18 protein-coding genes are annotated in these 15,867 nt (G+C 41.8%); 10 read left to right on the top strand and 8 right to left on the bottom strand.

What is annotated here, in order from left to right; genetic code table 11:
- Positions 1-275: 275 nt before the first annotated feature.
- The 3 genes from BM207_RS15645 to BM207_RS15635 all read right to left on the bottom strand — a co-directional run bounded on the left by BM207_RS15645 (position 276) and on the right by BM207_RS15635 (position 2,517).
- A complete protein-coding gene (locus tag BM207_RS15645) occupies positions 276-1,463 on the bottom strand; it encodes a FecR family protein (RefSeq protein ID WP_090996437.1) in 1,188 nt (395 codons plus the stop codon).
- Between the two features lie 61 nt (positions 1,464-1,524).
- Positions 1,525-2,124 (bottom strand): RNA polymerase sigma factor, encoded by a 600-nt coding sequence (locus tag BM207_RS15640; RefSeq protein WP_090996435.1) that lies wholly within the window; start codon positions 2,122-2,124, stop codon positions 1,525-1,527.
- Positions 2,125-2,136: 12 nt separating this feature from the next.
- The gene (locus BM207_RS15635) at positions 2,137-2,517 is read right to left on the bottom strand and encodes a hypothetical protein (protein WP_143095980.1); all 381 of its coding nucleotides are present in this window, start codon (positions 2,515-2,517) and stop codon (positions 2,137-2,139) included.
- A gap of 121 nt (positions 2,518-2,638) precedes the next feature.
- Here BM207_RS15635 and BM207_RS15630 point away from each other — a divergent pair, with 121 nt between their 5' ends.
- Positions 2,639-3,463, top strand: coding sequence for a LytR/AlgR family response regulator transcription factor (locus tag BM207_RS15630; protein ID WP_090996429.1), 825 nt, complete (start codon positions 2,639-2,641; stop codon positions 3,461-3,463).
- A gap of 61 nt (positions 3,464-3,524) precedes the next feature.
- Here the strand turns inward: BM207_RS15630 and BM207_RS15625 are convergent, their stop codons facing one another.
- Genes BM207_RS15625 through BM207_RS15610 form a run of 4 tightly spaced genes read right to left on the bottom strand, consistent with a single transcriptional unit; the run spans position 3,525 to position 8,692 of the window.
- Entirely contained in the window at positions 3,525-4,964 is a 1,440-nt protein-coding gene (locus BM207_RS15625; RefSeq protein ID WP_143095979.1) for a hypothetical protein, read from the bottom strand.
- 27 nt (positions 4,965-4,991) lie between these two features.
- The gene (locus BM207_RS15620; protein ID WP_090996423.1) at positions 4,992-5,453 is read right to left on the bottom strand and encodes a hypothetical protein; all 462 of its coding nucleotides are present in this window, start codon (positions 5,451-5,453) and stop codon (positions 4,992-4,994) included.
- Between the two features lie 34 nt (positions 5,454-5,487).
- Positions 5,488-7,104 carry a hypothetical protein gene (locus tag BM207_RS15615; protein WP_090996420.1) on the bottom strand — a complete coding sequence of 539 codons (1,617 nt, stop codon included), beginning with the start codon at positions 7,102-7,104 and terminating at the stop codon, positions 5,488-5,490.
- Positions 7,088-8,692, bottom strand: coding sequence for a hypothetical protein (locus BM207_RS15610; protein ID WP_090996417.1), 1,605 nt, complete (start codon positions 8,690-8,692; stop codon positions 7,088-7,090). Before BM207_RS15610 ends, BM207_RS15615 begins: the two co-directional genes overlap by 17 nt.
- Positions 8,693-9,180: 488 nt before the next feature.
- Between BM207_RS15610 and BM207_RS15605 the strand changes: the two genes are divergently transcribed.
- Genes BM207_RS15605 through BM207_RS15570 form a run of 8 tightly spaced genes read left to right on the top strand, consistent with a single transcriptional unit; the run spans position 9,181 to position 14,674 of the window.
- Positions 9,181-9,588, top strand: coding sequence for a single-stranded DNA-binding protein (locus BM207_RS15605; protein ID WP_090996415.1), 408 nt, complete (start codon positions 9,181-9,183; stop codon positions 9,586-9,588).
- 36 nt (positions 9,589-9,624) lie between these two features.
- Positions 9,625-10,698 carry a DUF932 domain-containing protein gene (locus BM207_RS15600; RefSeq protein WP_090996412.1) on the top strand — a complete coding sequence of 358 codons (1,074 nt, stop codon included), beginning with the start codon at positions 9,625-9,627 and terminating at the stop codon, positions 10,696-10,698.
- A 52-nt stretch (positions 10,699-10,750) separates the two neighbouring features.
- On the top strand, positions 10,751-11,128 hold the full coding sequence (locus BM207_RS15595) for a hypothetical protein (RefSeq protein WP_143095978.1): 378 nt from the start codon (positions 10,751-10,753) through the stop codon (positions 11,126-11,128).
- A 17-nt stretch (positions 11,129-11,145) separates the two neighbouring features.
- The gene (locus BM207_RS15590) at positions 11,146-11,733 is read left to right on the top strand and encodes a PRTRC system protein E (RefSeq protein ID WP_090996406.1); all 588 of its coding nucleotides are present in this window, start codon (positions 11,146-11,148) and stop codon (positions 11,731-11,733) included.
- 23 nt (positions 11,734-11,756) lie between these two features.
- Positions 11,757-11,975, top strand: a complete 219-nt coding sequence (locus tag BM207_RS15585; protein WP_090996403.1) for a PRTRC system protein C — start codon at positions 11,757-11,759, stop codon at positions 11,973-11,975.
- A gap of 17 nt (positions 11,976-11,992) precedes the next feature.
- The gene (locus BM207_RS15580) at positions 11,993-13,147 is read left to right on the top strand and encodes a hypothetical protein (protein WP_090996400.1); all 1,155 of its coding nucleotides are present in this window, start codon (positions 11,993-11,995) and stop codon (positions 13,145-13,147) included.
- Between the two features lie 10 nt (positions 13,148-13,157).
- Positions 13,158-13,871, top strand: coding sequence for a PRTRC system protein B (locus BM207_RS15575; protein ID WP_090996398.1), 714 nt, complete (start codon positions 13,158-13,160; stop codon positions 13,869-13,871).
- On the top strand, positions 13,868-14,674 hold the full coding sequence (locus BM207_RS15570; RefSeq protein WP_090996395.1) for a PRTRC system ThiF family protein: 807 nt from the start codon (positions 13,868-13,870) through the stop codon (positions 14,672-14,674). Before BM207_RS15575 ends, BM207_RS15570 begins: the two co-directional genes overlap by 4 nt.
- Positions 14,675-14,695: 21 nt before the next feature.
- On the opposite strand, the gene BM207_RS15565 is transcribed toward BM207_RS15570, so the two are convergent.
- On the bottom strand, positions 14,696-14,923 hold the full coding sequence (locus tag BM207_RS15565) for a hypothetical protein (RefSeq protein WP_090996392.1): 228 nt from the start codon (positions 14,921-14,923) through the stop codon (positions 14,696-14,698).
- A 475-nt stretch (positions 14,924-15,398) separates the two neighbouring features.
- Here BM207_RS15565 and BM207_RS15560 point away from each other — a divergent pair, with 475 nt between their 5' ends.
- Positions 15,399-15,857 carry a JAB domain-containing protein gene (locus tag BM207_RS15560; protein WP_090996389.1) on the top strand — a complete coding sequence of 153 codons (459 nt, stop codon included), beginning with the start codon at positions 15,399-15,401 and terminating at the stop codon, positions 15,855-15,857.
- Positions 15,858-15,867 lie beyond the last annotated feature (10 nt).

Raw genomic sequence — 15,867 nt, 5'->3', positions numbered from 1 at the left:
AAAAGCAGATGCGGGTTATGCTGCTTAAGCCAATCGTAAAAGGCATTGCAGCGTATAAAAAAATTCATACTTTTGTTAGGTTAGGTGGTTGATAATTAATTCTGTTACGGACGGTATTAGTATTGACGTTTCACCCGGCACTCCCGCTTGTGTTCGTAGCACAAGCGGTTTTTTATTGCCGGGCATCATTAACTAATTAACCTAAATTATTAAACTGATTTACTGCATAGGCGCTGGGGTTTTAGTCATAAATGTTGTTGTTTTATTTAAGTGTTTCATTGTTTGATCACCAATGTTTTATTATTGGCATTTTCCTTTAACTCGAAGTTGATGCCGTTATCTTTGAGTACGTTCAGCAGTACCGATAGCTTACTGTTCCTTGAAATCCCTCCGCTAAATAAGTTTGGGTTTGCCTTTCCCTCGTAAATCACTTCTATATTGTACCATCGCTTTACCTGCCGCATAATCTCATTTATGGTAGCACTTTTAAAGATGATGTTTCCGTTTTTCCATGCTAGTGCGGTTTCCATATTGGCAGCCTGAACTTGAAGTTTCCCGCCTTCGTTAACAGATTGTTCCCCTGGTTTGATGATCTTTGAGTTTGCAGACGAAGCAATTTTTACCGAACCTTCTTCAAGGGTCGTGATAATTCTGCCTTCATCAGCATAACTGTTAATATTGAAATGGGTGCCCAATACCTCTACGGTCTGAGTTGAAGTTGAAACCAAAAAAGGCTGACGTGCATTATGTGACACTTCAAAGTAGGCTTCGCCAATTAACTCTACCATGCGCTCTTTCCGGCCAGAAAATGACACAGGGTATTTAAGCGAGGAAGTGGCGTTGAGCCATACTTTTGTGCCATCAGGCAAACGCACCTGATAAGTTCCCCCATTAGGAGTTTGGATTGTATTGAAGGTGCTGGCGGAAGCCGAACTTTCCGCCATACTGTAGGAGATTACACCTTCTGAATTTTTCGTTGCTATTGCTCCGGATTCATTTGCAAGAGTACCGGTTGCTGCATTTTCAAGATTGATTTCCCGGCCATCTGAAAGGATAAGTTTAGCTCTGTTACCTCCAGGATCAACATCAATAACAGCAATTGAAGAACCAGAGGATATTTTTTCCTTGCCATAATGATAGATGAGTACCCCACCCAGCGCGACAATGATGGAGGCTGCCGCTGCAACGACACCAAGCCTTAACCTCCTGATCGGTCTGAACTGGTTATCTTTTCGGATTAAAAGGTTAAGTTTTTTTTCAACACGATCTGTTAAAGGGTTAAGCCTTGCTAGTATATCCGCATTGGCTTCAACACCTTCATCGAATTTTTTATCTACAAGTTCATAAAGATAGTTGCGGGCTGGGTTACTTTCAAAAAGCTTTAATAGTTCACGGGTTTCTTCCGGATTGGTTTCCCCTCTCAAGTATCTATCGAGTAGCTCTGATATATATCGGTTGTCCATTTTCGTAACGGTTTTAATGTATTACGAATGGGAGAAAATAAATCACGGTCGGGGGCGCAAATTATTTTGAGAACAGGACAGCCAAAAGAACATAAAGCTGAAAGCCTGGTCTGCTTGTAAGAAATATTTTAATAGAGTGCATGGATTTTTGGATATGGTCATTGACGGTTGTTGTTGAGATGTGATACTCTTCAGCAACTTCTTTATAGCTTTTCCCTTCTATCTTGCAATGGACAAATATTTTCTTACGCTGTGGTGGCAACTGATCAATTGCCTGTTGCAAAAAGGCTTCATTCTCCTTTTTAAACAGGCTTTGTTCCACATGCTCGTACAGTTCACTTGTTGCAGCAATGATCTGTTGTTGGATATGTTGTTCTTTTGCTGCTCTCCGCAACAGGTCTATGACCATATTTTTTGCGATCTGGTACAAATAGGCTCTTATTGATTTATCGGGGTCGATGTTACCACGCTGAATCCAAAGGCGCATGAAGAGTTCCTGCAACAGTTCTTCAGTGAGCATCTCCGACTTCACCATGCGAAGGATGCGGATGCCAAGTTCCGTTTTGTACTGCTGGTAGATTAAATTGAACGCATGATGGTCACCCTGCTTCAATTGCTGAAGCACAAACAGGTTGTTATTTATGGGACTATCGGCTTCCATAAATCATAATTATTAGCTTGAATAGCCGAGTTCAAAACTGAGTTCGCCAGTTGCTGTTATATTTCCTGAACCCTGCCACCTCGGAGCTATTGGTTCCTTATCCTGGAACCATTTGCCATTGCCTGCAACCGAAGGCACTTCCAATGAAAATGGCAATCTGTTCTTAAAGGCGATTGCTGTCTTTGCCGACAGGTAATCAATAAACAATTGATCAATATCCGACAACCATTCGAGTTGTTGCGATGTGAGCTCTATATGGTCATCAATCCAACCAACAAAGTCCTGGTGCACGGCATCGGCTTCATCAAAAAGATCCGGATCAGAAAGGGAATACAGGTTGGTCTGTAATGTAGTGATGCCCGCAGTCGTTAAAGGTACTTTAGTGTCGCTCATATCGCTTAAGGTTGGTGTAACCCTAAATTTCCGAAATTTTTCCCTTTCAAACGGTAACAATATTGTTACAATAGAACAATGTCAAAGCTAAGCTTGTTCAATAAACTGCTAAAAACTGTCTATGCAGGATTCATCTTCACAGCTACTGATAATAAACTATAGGGATCTGATATTTCGCCTGATCGTTTGTCTTATAGGGGCACACATTATCATTCTGACCGGAGAGGATATTTCTACGCTTAAAGCTTTTACGATTAAATCATACTATCCCGTTCTTGCCATAAATTATGCGATTGCTCTTATCCTGGCATGGATTGTAAGAAGGATTACGATTAAGTTAGATAGGCATTTTAGTTGGGAAGTTAATCTGTGGTTACGTTTTCTTATGCAGTTTTTGTTTGGGATTATATTGGTATCACTTGCCTGTTTTATATTGGTTTTTATCTATTTCCGTTCCTTTGATAGAAGTATAATGGAATCAGATTATATGGTTTACCAGTTTCCCCTTTCTATCGCACTGATCGCACTATTGAATTCTTTTTATGTGATCTATTACTTTTATCACCGGGTAAAATTTCTTGCTGCCACTGTAACCTCAAATGAACAGAGCTACCGTAGCTATATTGCAGTATTAGATGGAAAGCAAACGATTTCTTTACCATGTGAAGAGATTGCGTACGCCTATATTATCGGCAGGGAGGTGTTAATTCGTACATGGGACAAAAAAGACTACTTATGTGATCCCAATCTGGATGAACTAGAAGGCCACCTTGACCCGAACAAGTTTTTTCGTATCAATCGGAGGCTCATTGCACACCGTTCCGCATGTCAATCCTATCAGCCATTAGAATACGGCAAGCTTAAAATAGAACTTGTTCCTGTTCCTATTGAAGATGTTACTGTAAGCCAGCGCAAAGCAGGAGCATTCAAACAATGGATCCAATAAACGGTATCTCGACAGGATATATCGCTAACAGGTAGAAGCATGGAGGTGAGTATTTCAATGTTTATTTTCTTCCATATTTACGGAACGCAGCAATAAACTGATAGATAAAGAAACCTACTACAATTTTTCCTGTCCAATCAAAAAATGCAGACCATCCGTTCAGTTCGTCTTTAGCAGCCAAAAAATCGTTCCTGTGGGTTATATCTACAAAACTAAAATAATAGCCAATTAGATTCCAATCAAGAGGATTGCTGGTAAAAAGTCTACCTATGCTCCATAAATACATTGAATAAATCGGAATCGAAAACATGAAAAACCCCTTTATGGCCCTTTTAATGGATAAGCCGTGATCATTTGAAAAGCTGTTAATCCACAAAATTGCTTTGTCCCAGGAATGTAGTCCTTGTATATTTTTTAACGCCTCATGTGATATTGCATGCAGTTTCTGCGCTTCGTATACATTGCCGGTTTCTTCAAGTGCTTTTTTCAATTGCAGAAACATCTCATACTGTCTCTTTTCATAGTTCTTAGGCCTTTGTTCAGCATAATGTACATTTGGCAGGTTCATGAATCTCGAAAACGCATTATAATTGTCCGGGAAATCACAGGATGTAAAGATCGCTTTAGAAAACCTGGTCCTAAAAAATGAAATTGCATTATAGCTTTCAAAAATAACCCGGTCAAACTTTACATGGTCAAGATTACTGCTATGAATGCCTATCTTTTTTGAGGCACCACCAACAGGCTCAATATCATAAAATGCTACCTCGCCTTTGGGCTCAAAGTCGCTGATATACCATTCGTCAATCTTTGTATTGTCCACTAATATTTTTCCATTAGATGAGCCTCGCAGCGAAAGAGACTGTAAGGGTATATCGGTAATAAACGTTAATCTGTCATGTATTTCAGAATCATAAGAAATGCTTAGAATAACTTTCAGATCCCATGGGAGTTTCTCGGTTTCAAAATTCGAACTGCAAATGATCTCTGTCGTTTTATCTATTGAATATCTTTGAATACTTTCAATAACATCCTTGATTTCGGTATTGTTAAAATAGTATTGAATAAACATGCTTTTCCATTCGCCCTCATTAAAGTTCTCGTTGGTATACTTTATATTAACTTTCTGTGCACCATTTATGAATACTCCACTTGTGGTTACACAATTGTTAAAAGTGATATCTAAAAGATTTTCTCCGCTTATCCGTGCATTTACAACACAACTAAAAAAAGATAAGGTCAGATTTTTCGATTTAATCTTTTCTATCACCAGACCGTCTATAATACAGTTGAAAAAAGCCATGTGGATAGTCCCAAACTCGATGTCCTCAATATTTTCGATGGTAAGTTGAATAAATCTGCACCGTGAATAGTTAAGCGTAGTAGTTCCTTCCTTATAGGTTGTCGCACTGAAATCTTCATTCCTGACAGAAAGCAGAGCCGGCCCAGGTTCTATGTTCCTGATGGTTTGGTAAGGGTTTGCTCGTAATAATGAAGGCATGGTGCTCATGTAAGTTAGTGCTTTAGTTTAATCTCCTATTTTATATTCCTTAATTTCAATTGAGCCATCGCTGAAAGTTTGATATATTTTTAACCTATTTCCAGTTTCCTCAAAACTGATTCTTTCGTCATATTCCCCGTCACGCCATCGACCATCGACATTGGCCCAAACTAGCGTATTACCATCAATCTTGATTTTGTAGTCAAACTTTTTGGAATCAGATTTTCTCATATAAGAAACATAATAAAGTTCATTCTCAGATCGAACTTTGATGTTCTTTGACGATTGTCCCATTATTGATGAAATGGCAAACCGTGCCACATCAGACTTGGAAAAATTAATCAAATCTGCTTTTGCTGGTTTATAAGTTTCGACAATACCTGTTTGCTGATTAATTGATGCCCGTTCCTGTTGTGGTGCCGAAGAACCACCACAAGCTGTTATTGAAGCAGCGATGATTAACAATAGGATATTTTTAATTCGTTTCATATTTGATATAGTCATGATTCTGATTAAATTTAAATTAGTTCCTTTCAAAAGGCCACTGCGCTACTTTGATCTCATTCATTAAACTAAAAAAGTCATTGAATTCAGCTGTATATGCTCCACCGATAGTCCGCTTCATTTTATCATTCACCAGATCTTTTGAAGCATTGTAATAGGAAGTCTCCCTTTTGCTGTCAATATCCCAAATATCAGAACTCCTTTCTGATAAATGAACATAAGGTATAAGTACCGAATCTCCGATAATGTCCAGAATTTTTTTCAGGTTCGCTCTCATCTCCTGTGAGAGGTCTTTTAGATGATCAATCGAAAGCACAACCAGTAAAATAAAATCAGTAAAACGGGATGCGATCAGATTTGCCTCATACCCGCCATAATACATCGGCTTGAATGCAAAACAAATACTGCTTAATTGCTTTATGTTATTATCGGGAGCATCAAGCAAATACAGTAGCACATACCCGAGTGTCCTTTGATATTTTTCATTTAAGAATTCAGTAGAACGAAAAGGATCTGAATTGTTATCAGGAGCAACGTAGGTCACCAGATCATTTACGATCTTTTGTACTGCTGTTAAAAGAGACGTAGTTATCAGATCTCTTTTAACTTTGGGAACGTTCGTGAACGGGACATCGTTTTCAATCGCCCACCAAAAAAATGCGATATAGGTATCAGGAAGATCAAACTCTTGCAGCCAAAGCACATCAGTCGCATCATTAGGCTGTATTCGTTCCAAAATGACTTCATGAAGTAACTGCTGTAAACTCTTGAAGAGTTCGTTTTCGTTCTGGTTTCTGTAGCTGATGCCATATACATGCACAAAAAGTGCCTTTCCGATTGTTTCCCAGTATTTTTTAACAAAAACTTCGACAATCTCTCTGTTCAACCATGCAGGAGCTTTTCTTTCCGGCCCTATATCATCTAAGATACTTGCGGCAACAAATGCGGCCTCTGTAGGACTCGTGGAAATAGCTTGCAGTACCTCCTCAGTAGTTGCTTCCAACTGAAAATTGTACCATCCCATCAAAGTTGCGCGCAACAAAGGCTTCATCACAAGGATATGCCTGTATGCTAAATGAAGACGTTTGTTAGGTTGGACAAGTTTTTTAACATCAATAACGGGATCGGTGATATTGTGAAATCCCTGAGAGCTCCTAAAAATGTCCAACCAATCCTGAACTGTTTTCGGTTCGCTCCCCCAATAGTGATGATGGTTAAAATAGTCTTTGTTTAAGGCGACAATTAACCGGTTATAAATGGTTTCGCACTCCCCATCGATAATCGCTTTAAAATCATCTTCCAGACTTTTGGTAAATTTATCGTTGCTACTAATCTGACTTAGCACGATATAAATATTGCATAAGGCAAGCTCGTTACCTTTATATAGCCTTACAAACTCGATGAATCCCTGCCTGAAATCCTTCTCTGCACTGGCTTCAACGCATAAATAACCCTGATGCGCCTGAAACGGATACTCCCTTGTTCGCGGGCCATCATGAAATGAAAAATGTAAATCCTTGTTGCCTTCGTAATGTTTGTCCAATTCTTTAAGGATAAACCAGTCGGGCTTGGTTTTGGAGTCAATGACCGAAGACAACGATTTGAAGAAGTCTGAACTTTTAGATGCTGAGCTCATTTTTCGAAAACTTTAGTAGATTGAAATATTTCATAGTAATCTGTGTTAATTGCGCTTGATCGGTTATGGGCAAGAAATCGACCTCGAACATATTTCCTATACTGGTTGTAACAACAATGCATTTTTCCAATTTCTTTCTGTCGGCAGAAAGAGAAAACCAATATCTGTTGTGAAAATCATTTGGAGCGTTGTTAAATTTGATTGAAGAATCAGCCAGATAATCCCCTAATTTATTGCTGGCAATAAAATTCCTAAACAAAGTTTCGTATCGAACAAACCGTTGTTCAGTAGTTGTTCCTGTAGAATCTTCGTCCCTATCAAAATGCTGGTTCGCCCTTGAATTATATCCCAGTATGGTAAGTTCCGAAATTTCTCCCATTACCGCAGCAGTAGCTATAGCATTCAGCATGCTTAATTGGCAATCGGTCAGCATAAACTCTTTGGTAAGCTCGTTTAGCTTTATATTATTTATAAAGTATGGATCAGCAATTACAAGATTTGGCCCCAGGTAGTTGAACAATTCCTTGAACGTGTCCGATAGCTTGATATTGCCGTCCTCCGGATTGGCATAGACATCCTTCTGCCAGGTATAAGTGCTGAATGTCTCAGGCCTGGGCTTGCTTTTCTCTATCTGCATATGGCTGCGGCCATATATGTCATTTAGGGTTCCCGATGCCATGTTAACATCAAATTTGATGTCCTTTATCAATGTATAATCTATCTTTTTGAGTGCCATATCATCAACAAGAATTGTAACACTGCCCTTTCCACTTTGATCATCGAATGCAGCCCTAAAAATACCGTTAGACCTGTCGATTTCAGATCTTCCGCTTTCTACACCATTTTTATCGGAGAATATCGCTGCATATTTCTTTTCCGCCATAAAATCCTCCTGATAAAACCCGATCATTCCCGCCAAAGAAGCACGGGTCCTGCTTCTTTCGCCAATAGGCTTTCTTTTATCTATCACTTTTTCTGCTGCTTCTTTTGAACGCGATCCGTGAAAGGTCAAATATGCTTGGCGCATTTCAACTGATCCGAAATTTTTTTTTGTCAGGTTCTTATACAATTCATTTTTTTCATACAGCCCAACAGGATACAAAGCTTTGATGTCAGTCGTTGATTTTTGATAACCAGATAATATTTGGAGGTTTTCCTTCTGGAGGAATGCCTGTGGGAAATGCGACATATCTGCAACTAACAACTGCACAGTTTCATTTTGGTTCCTGTCATAAAATGGATCAGGAGTATACATCTCCTTTGTAAAGGAAGGGAGGCGAAATTTTACCAGTTGGCCATCTATTTCACAAGACTTCGTTAACAGGAGGTGATCATATCTCTGCTTTATCAAATCGTCCTTTCCACAAGCAAACCAATGTTTTACTTTAAGCTTTTTCCAGACAATCGCAGCACTCCCTTTCCTGCCTGTGCCGGGATACCAAAACAGTGTATCCATCCCAAAATAATCGGGAACGGTTCTAACTGAAATATACAGTATATCGTTATCATACCTTATCCCATTTTCCTCATGGTCATACGTGAGAATGCTCAGCACACTTGCGTTGGGAAATTTATTTCGTTGCTTCATAATCTGTGTAGCAGGTTTATAGTCCTGTTGATAGCCCTAAAACGAATGTAATAAATTTTAGATGGTTTACTTAACTTTTTGGGCTGTTCCCTGCGGGCGGGCTTTGTGCTCATAGTCCTCGCTGCGCTGCGGGCTAACCGCTCCAATCCCTAACAGGTTTCTTTTACTGTTGATCAGGGTACATTTATGCCCGCAACATGCCGCCTGTATACAGGCATGATTGATCTTCTTTTCCAATCAAAACGGTTAAAAAGGACAGCGAAGTTTGTACAGGCCCAACCGCACCATGCCGCAAAAGACTACGGCATAAACACCACCTTCCCGCAGCCCCTCCTTTATTCCGTTTCCTTTTGCCTTTTACTCAAAGCCTGTACACTTCCGGAGCTTTCTTTTTTACCGTTTTTTCTTTTGAAAAAGTTTTGCTTTTAGGTGGCAGACGGGATTAAGGAAAGAATAAAAAGAGGATTTAACAATTAATTCAGAAAACTATGAACATCATCGGACGGCTTACAAGGGATGCGGAAGTGAACACCCTCCCAAGCGAAAAACAGGTAGTCAGATTTTCGGTAGCAGTAAACGACAGTTACCGAAACAAACAGGGCGAACAGGTAAAACTCACCGAGTATTTTAATTGCGCCTACTGGTTAGCTCCAAAAGTGGCGAAAGCACTGACAAAAGGAACACTGGTGGAACTAACAGGCAGGGTAAGCGCATCGGCATGGCTTGGCAGGGATGGCGAGGCACATGCATCACTCAATTTTCATACTTCAAACATCAGGTTCTTTGGAGGTGGCAGGAACAGTGAGGCAGTAGCAGATCGCAGCGCAGGTACTCCCAAACCGTCCGCTAAGAAAACCAAAGATAACAGTGCAGCAGAGGACGACCTCCCATTTTAATTCAAATCAACATTCAATCATTTAATAAATAAAATTATGGCACACAATCTTAATTTCAATGAGCAAACAGGCAGGTACAGTTTCTTCAGCGTACAGCAAAAGGCATGGCACAATCTCGGGCAGGTCGTAAAGGACTACCCAACAAGCAGCGAGGCAATCAAACATGCAGGACTTGATTACGAGGTCATCAAGTCACCATTATTCACCAAAGGCAACGGTTTATCGGTGAACGATAAAAACGAACTGGCAGAGGGCAGCAGCATTTTGCTCCCCGACAATTTCGCTACCATGCGTACAGATACAAATGCAGTTTTTGGTGTGGTTGGCAAGGACTACCACATCGTGCAGAATGCCGATGCATTTTCATTCTTTGATGCCATAGTGGGCGGTGGGGATGGTATCCTGTACGAGACGGCAGGGGCTTTGGGAAAAGGTGAACGGATTTTTATTACCGCCAAGCTGCCCGGTTATATCCGTGTAGGTAGTGGCGATGATGTTACCGAAAAGTACATCTTCCTGACCACCTCGCACGATGGAAGCGGAAGCATAACCGCTGCATTTACCCCTATCCGTATCGTTTGTCAGAACACGCTCAATGCTTCGCTTCGCAGCATGTCCAATGTGGTGCGCATACGCCATACTTCGGGCGCAAGGCAAAGGTTGGAAGATGCTCACAGGGTAATGGGGCTCGCAAATACAATGACTGACCAACTGGAAGGGATTTTTAACCAATGGGCAACCGTGCGCATTACCGATAAGGATGTGAAAAAGCTGATACAATTGGCACTATGTCCCAACAAAGAAACGATGGACTTCCTTAAAAAGGGCAGCGAGGATGAAATATCCACCGTGTTCAAAAATACCGTTGAGGATGCCTTTTCCTATGCAATGATAGCAGACACACAACAGATGGAAACCACAAAAGGGACGGTATTCGGGGCATACAATGCCATTACAGGCTACTATCAGAATGTGCGCAAGTACAGGGATGATGATGCCAAGCTGCAATCAATCATCATGGGAGGAACAGCCCAAAGCAAATCACAAAAAGCATTTGAACTGTGTGCGGCATTCTCACAGGATGGCGCGGACATTTTCAATTTTAATTAACCACAAAAGGCAGGCCGCCTTCGGGCGGCTGCCTTTAAAATCAATCACGGATATGAAACCGATAGAAAATCTGAGCAACGTAGAAAAAGCAAGCCTGTTATTCGGGCTTTTTCCCAAAGAAATGCCTGAACTGATAAAATTCATTCATGGGATGAGCCTTGCCATGTTGGAAGATGAAGAACGGCAAAGGCAGGCATGGGATAATGGGCTGATGACCTATGATTTTTGGCTGTCACTGGTCAGGGATGGCAAAGTAAAGGTTGAGCGGTACGGCAAAAAACTATGCCTCAACGGCAGGCTGTTCAGCGAGCAATTGTTTGATGGCTATATAGCCGTATTCACCACCCACTGCATGGAGGTTTATATCACCGCAAGGCAGCATGAAAACGCAAGGTTCGTACTGGCGGTGAAGATGCTTTTTAATTTATAACATAAAAATACAAAAATATGGAAACGAATTTTTTTGAACAGGTAGCAGGGCTTCAACTTAAGGGAAACCTGCAAATCACCATCGGCAACGGAGCTGATGATAACCTTGTCGTATCGGTCATGCTCAACAACGAGCAGTGCGGAGACGATGCCAAACAGCTTATACCGCCCCTTAGCCTGAAGGGTACAGCCAAAGATTTGGACGAGGGATTTTTTAAGCAGATAACAACACCCCTGCAAACAGTTTCGGGCTTGATGGTCAATATGGAAGTTTTTATGAAGCAGTTGGAAGAAGTCCAAAAGCAATCGGCAATGGAAAAGGATAAAACCGATAAAGCGAAAAAAGAAAAGGAAAGCAGGGACAAAAAATACAGGGAAGCCATGTCAAAAGCTGATGAACTCGAAAAGGAGGGCAAATTCAGGGAGGCATGGGTAAAAGTTCCCGAGCCAAACCTGTATCCCGAATACGAACAGGAAATCAGGAAACGCAGAACAGCACTTTCGGCAAAGTTTGAACCTGACCTTTTTGCAGAGCCTGCAAAGGAGGAGGAAATGGAAACCGAACCACAAGGCGGCTTTGATGAAGATAATGAAACGGACGATTGATAAACACAATAAAATAAAGGACTATGTTATTAGCAACACAATTAGAACGGGTATTTATACTCAATGACAACGGGCAGGAAATAAAACTGGCAGACCCCGAACCAAAATGGAGCATACAGGCGGTACTGAATTTCTATTCCAATACCTATCCCATACTGACCACCGCAAAAATAGCTGCACCTGTTATAAGGGATGATACGGTTCAGTACCGCTTTGAAAGTGTAATGGGAACCAAAGGTTAAACCAAAAACTTAAAACAATGACGTATGCAACCACATATCATATCGGGCATGATACACCTGCCCAAAGAGCCAAAGCAACGCAGGTTGCACCAACAGTTAAACGGGTTCGCAGAATGGATGCAAAGAACAAAAGATGCGGTGGAAGTCCGAAAGGACAAACAACAGTCCGTACCGATTGCCATGTTGCCGATGGTTTTCTAAGAACCGCTTTTCTGCCAAAACTGGCAGAGACGGAAACAGTACAGGCTTGCAGGAAAAATAAAAAAACGGAGCACGATTTTTATCAGTCCCTTTCCCGATTGGCAGGGTATTACGGTATAGAAACGATGCGTTCAAAGGATTACGGTTATCCCTACAATATCGCACTGGCTTTATGGTACACCAAAGCACAGTTGAAAGATAAGGTAAGGGATTGGGAAGAAATCAGGCTGATAAAGGACAGCAGCAAAACATACTTCATGAGTGAGGAACGATACGATACAAGTTCCACGCTGTTCTATATACCTGTTGTACCCCTGTACCGAATGCTCAGAAACCCGAAGCGGAAACATACCGCCCGTCTTTTACTATCGGTTTGCAGCTACCTCTACCATATTGCTGATGTTCCATACTACAGGCAGGAAGACAGCTACCTCTACTGGCAGTACGACATGATAAAAGAATGGATAACAAGCGATGATGAAACCGAAGAGTCCGCTATGTACCTGAGCGAACTGGAGCAGGCTGAATGGATTGGCGAACACATGGAACAAAAACTGTTCAACCGTGCAAACCTTTTGTTTTTTAAAGAGCGGCTGAATGGTTTTACATGCAGGGATACTTTAGACCTTGATGCCATGAACATGGCTATGGAAGCCTTTGCCCTTTATGAACAATATCCCGAAAGAACCATATTCGCAAATGCACGTCCCAACGGGCAGGTTGATGAAGATGAAACGGATGGCATGGTCACAATGGACAGGTACGTTTCGTTTTGTGCCGATGGCAAGGGATGGCTGAACGAAAATCTCTTGCAGTGCATCAATACGGAATTGCAGGAATATACCCTGATGGAAGAACCTGCCCTTATCAGATGCTTTGACGGAAGCGAGATAACAGACAATACACTTTGTTTTGAGAACCGCTTGTTTGCGCTGATGGAAGAACTGATATACATATTGAACAACTTTTAAATTCTGTACAATGGAAGACATCACAGAAAATTTCGGAACCCTGTACCATCCCAAATCCGCACTTGTATTCTATCAGTCAAAGGGAACTACTGCTGATACCTATGTGGAATATTTTGAAATGGACAAACAGGGCATACCGATTAATGCCCATCCGCTGACCATAAGGGAAGCGAACCAACTGGCAAGGGCTTTGAAAACTGCAAAGCAGCAAAAAGAACCCTGCCTCAAACCCGAAGGGATTATCGGAAACCATGTACTGCACCTTGATGCGGTGAAGGGGAGAGCTGTATGGTTTACCAAGACCATGCGCAGGGAACTTTACTTTACAGAAGATTTGGGCATTGCCAAAGGTTGGGCATACGTACCACCCATGCTGTGGGTAGCGGACAGGAACAGCCTGTCGGTATTTGCATTGGGCAGCAACCGCAGACCGACCGAAAAAACAAGGTTGTTTAACGCTCCTTTTTTCAACGTGTATGAAAATGGAAACGTGTGCATGGGTAATGTGGATGTTCGGATAAAAAAAGCCGCTTCATTGGAAGCGTTTACCTCCGATTGGGAGAAGTATTTCTTCAACAGCTACTTCAGCCATCTGATGGAAGCTTATAACCCTGTAAAGGGCAATTGCGTAATGTTATGGGAAAGCCTTGTAAATACCAATGAACCATTCCCAAAGGAAGTATTGAAAAAAAGTAAGATAAACCTAAAGGATTTACTGCGATGAACAACGAAAAATCAACCGTCCATTTTACGGACAACTATCTGATTAACCCCACCAATCCCATATCGGTAAATGTTATCGGTGCAGGAGGAACCGGTTCAAAAATATTGACTGCCCTGATGGAAATCAACCACAGCTTAATCGCCCTGGGCCATGCAGGCCTTATCGTCCGCCTTTGGGATGACGATATAATCAGCGAGGCCAATCTTGGCAGGCAGCGATTTGCATCATGCGAGACAGGACTGTACAAATCGGTGGCTTTAATCAACCGTGCCAACAGATGGGCAGGTACAAACTGGAAAGCGGAAACCGTAAAGTTTGAACGGGACTGTATGGACAGGTTGCCCGAACATGCGGGGGCGGCTATCTGCATCTCCTGCGTGGATAGTGTGAAGGCGCGTTTTGAGATTGCGGAAATATTGAAGCGGCTCAAAAACGATAACTTCCACCTGAACCGTGGGCGCTACTGGATGGACTTCGGCAACAGCCAACATACGGGACAGGTAATACTATCTACAATCGGTAATATCAGACAGCCCCGTTCGGAAAAATATGAAACGGTGGAAAACCTGCCGTTTGTTACCGATGAATTTGCCGACCTGCTAAAGCAATCGGAACAGGGTGATGATACACCAAGCTGCTCCCTTGAAGAGGCATTGGAAAAACAGGATCTTTTTATCAATTCCGCACTGGCACAAATGGGCATGGCACTATTATGGAAATTGTTCCGTGACGGGATGCTCACATATCGGGGATTTTTTCTTAATTTGAAAACATTCAGGACACAACCTGTACAATTGACCTAAGCGATGGGAACAAGTTTTTTATTATTGGGCAGCATTGCCCTTATCATTGGGATAGCTATCCGCTATGTCATCGGGCGAAGAAAATTTAACCGCAGGAGCAGCACGGGTATGCAACAGTTCAGCTCTTACGAAAAGGCAGTCGGTATCACGCTTGTTGAACGGTTCTTCAGGTTCATCGGTTTGCTTCTCATTCTTGCAGGACTGTTCGTTATCGCTTTCGGATGGTGGTATTCCAAACAGGAAGCCCATGAGCAACAGATAGAAAATGTTAAGCCGCTAAATTAAGGCGGCTCGCTGACAGCACCCTCTGGACGAGGGAGCAGTCGCTCGCATTCAGCGGTGCAGTCACGCGGCACAAAATGCTGACCATACACCATTCCCCTTTGCGCAGTTTTCACCGTGAGACTGCTTTTTTTTGTGGCCTTCATTTCATCTTTCCACTAACATAACTGCCCGAATTTTTAAAGCTACATGATGGCTGAAAATAACATCTGTATTTATCGTAAGCGCAAAACCTGTTCTTGTACCCTTTCATAAAAGTGCTTGGGGGTTTAAATCAATTACTGCGCAAAGTTCGGCATCCGGTCTTCGGGGCGCAGCAAAAAATTCCGCCATAAACACAAACTCCCGCACACCCCTTCATTTATTGCGTTGCTTTTTGCGCTGCTCGACCATTGCCGATTGTGTATCCATAATTAATTTTTAATCACTTAATAAATATGTTATGGAAGCTTTAAAAAATTTTCAGGTTGCAGAGATTGAGTTATCTTATAAATCAAAAGTTGCCGCCAAAGACAGGCCTGTCGCAAATCGATCATCAGCGTGTTATGAACTGCTGTTAAAAAACTGGGACATGGATAAAATAGAACTCGTTGAGCAGTCAAAGGTAATTCTGCTCAACCGTGCAAACCATGTGCTGGGAATCTTCGACCTTTCAACAGGTGGAACCTGCGGAACGGTCATTGATATTAAGCTGGTGATGATTGCCGCCTTAAAGATGAACGCATCTGCACTGGTGATTTCGCACAATCATCCCACCGGCAATCTTAAGCCAAGTACGCAAGACATCCTCATTACTGAAAAACTGGTCGCTGCCGGAAAACTACTGACCATTGATGTAAATGATCACATTATCATCACTGCCAACGGATACTATTCATTGGCAGATCAAGGGGACATGTAATCCCCTTTCT

This window comes from Pedobacter insulae (assembly GCF_900113525.1).
GTDB lineage: Bacteria > Bacteroidota > Bacteroidia > Sphingobacteriales > Sphingobacteriaceae > Pedobacter > Pedobacter insulae.
This window is presented reverse-complemented; position numbering and strand designations above follow the sequence as displayed.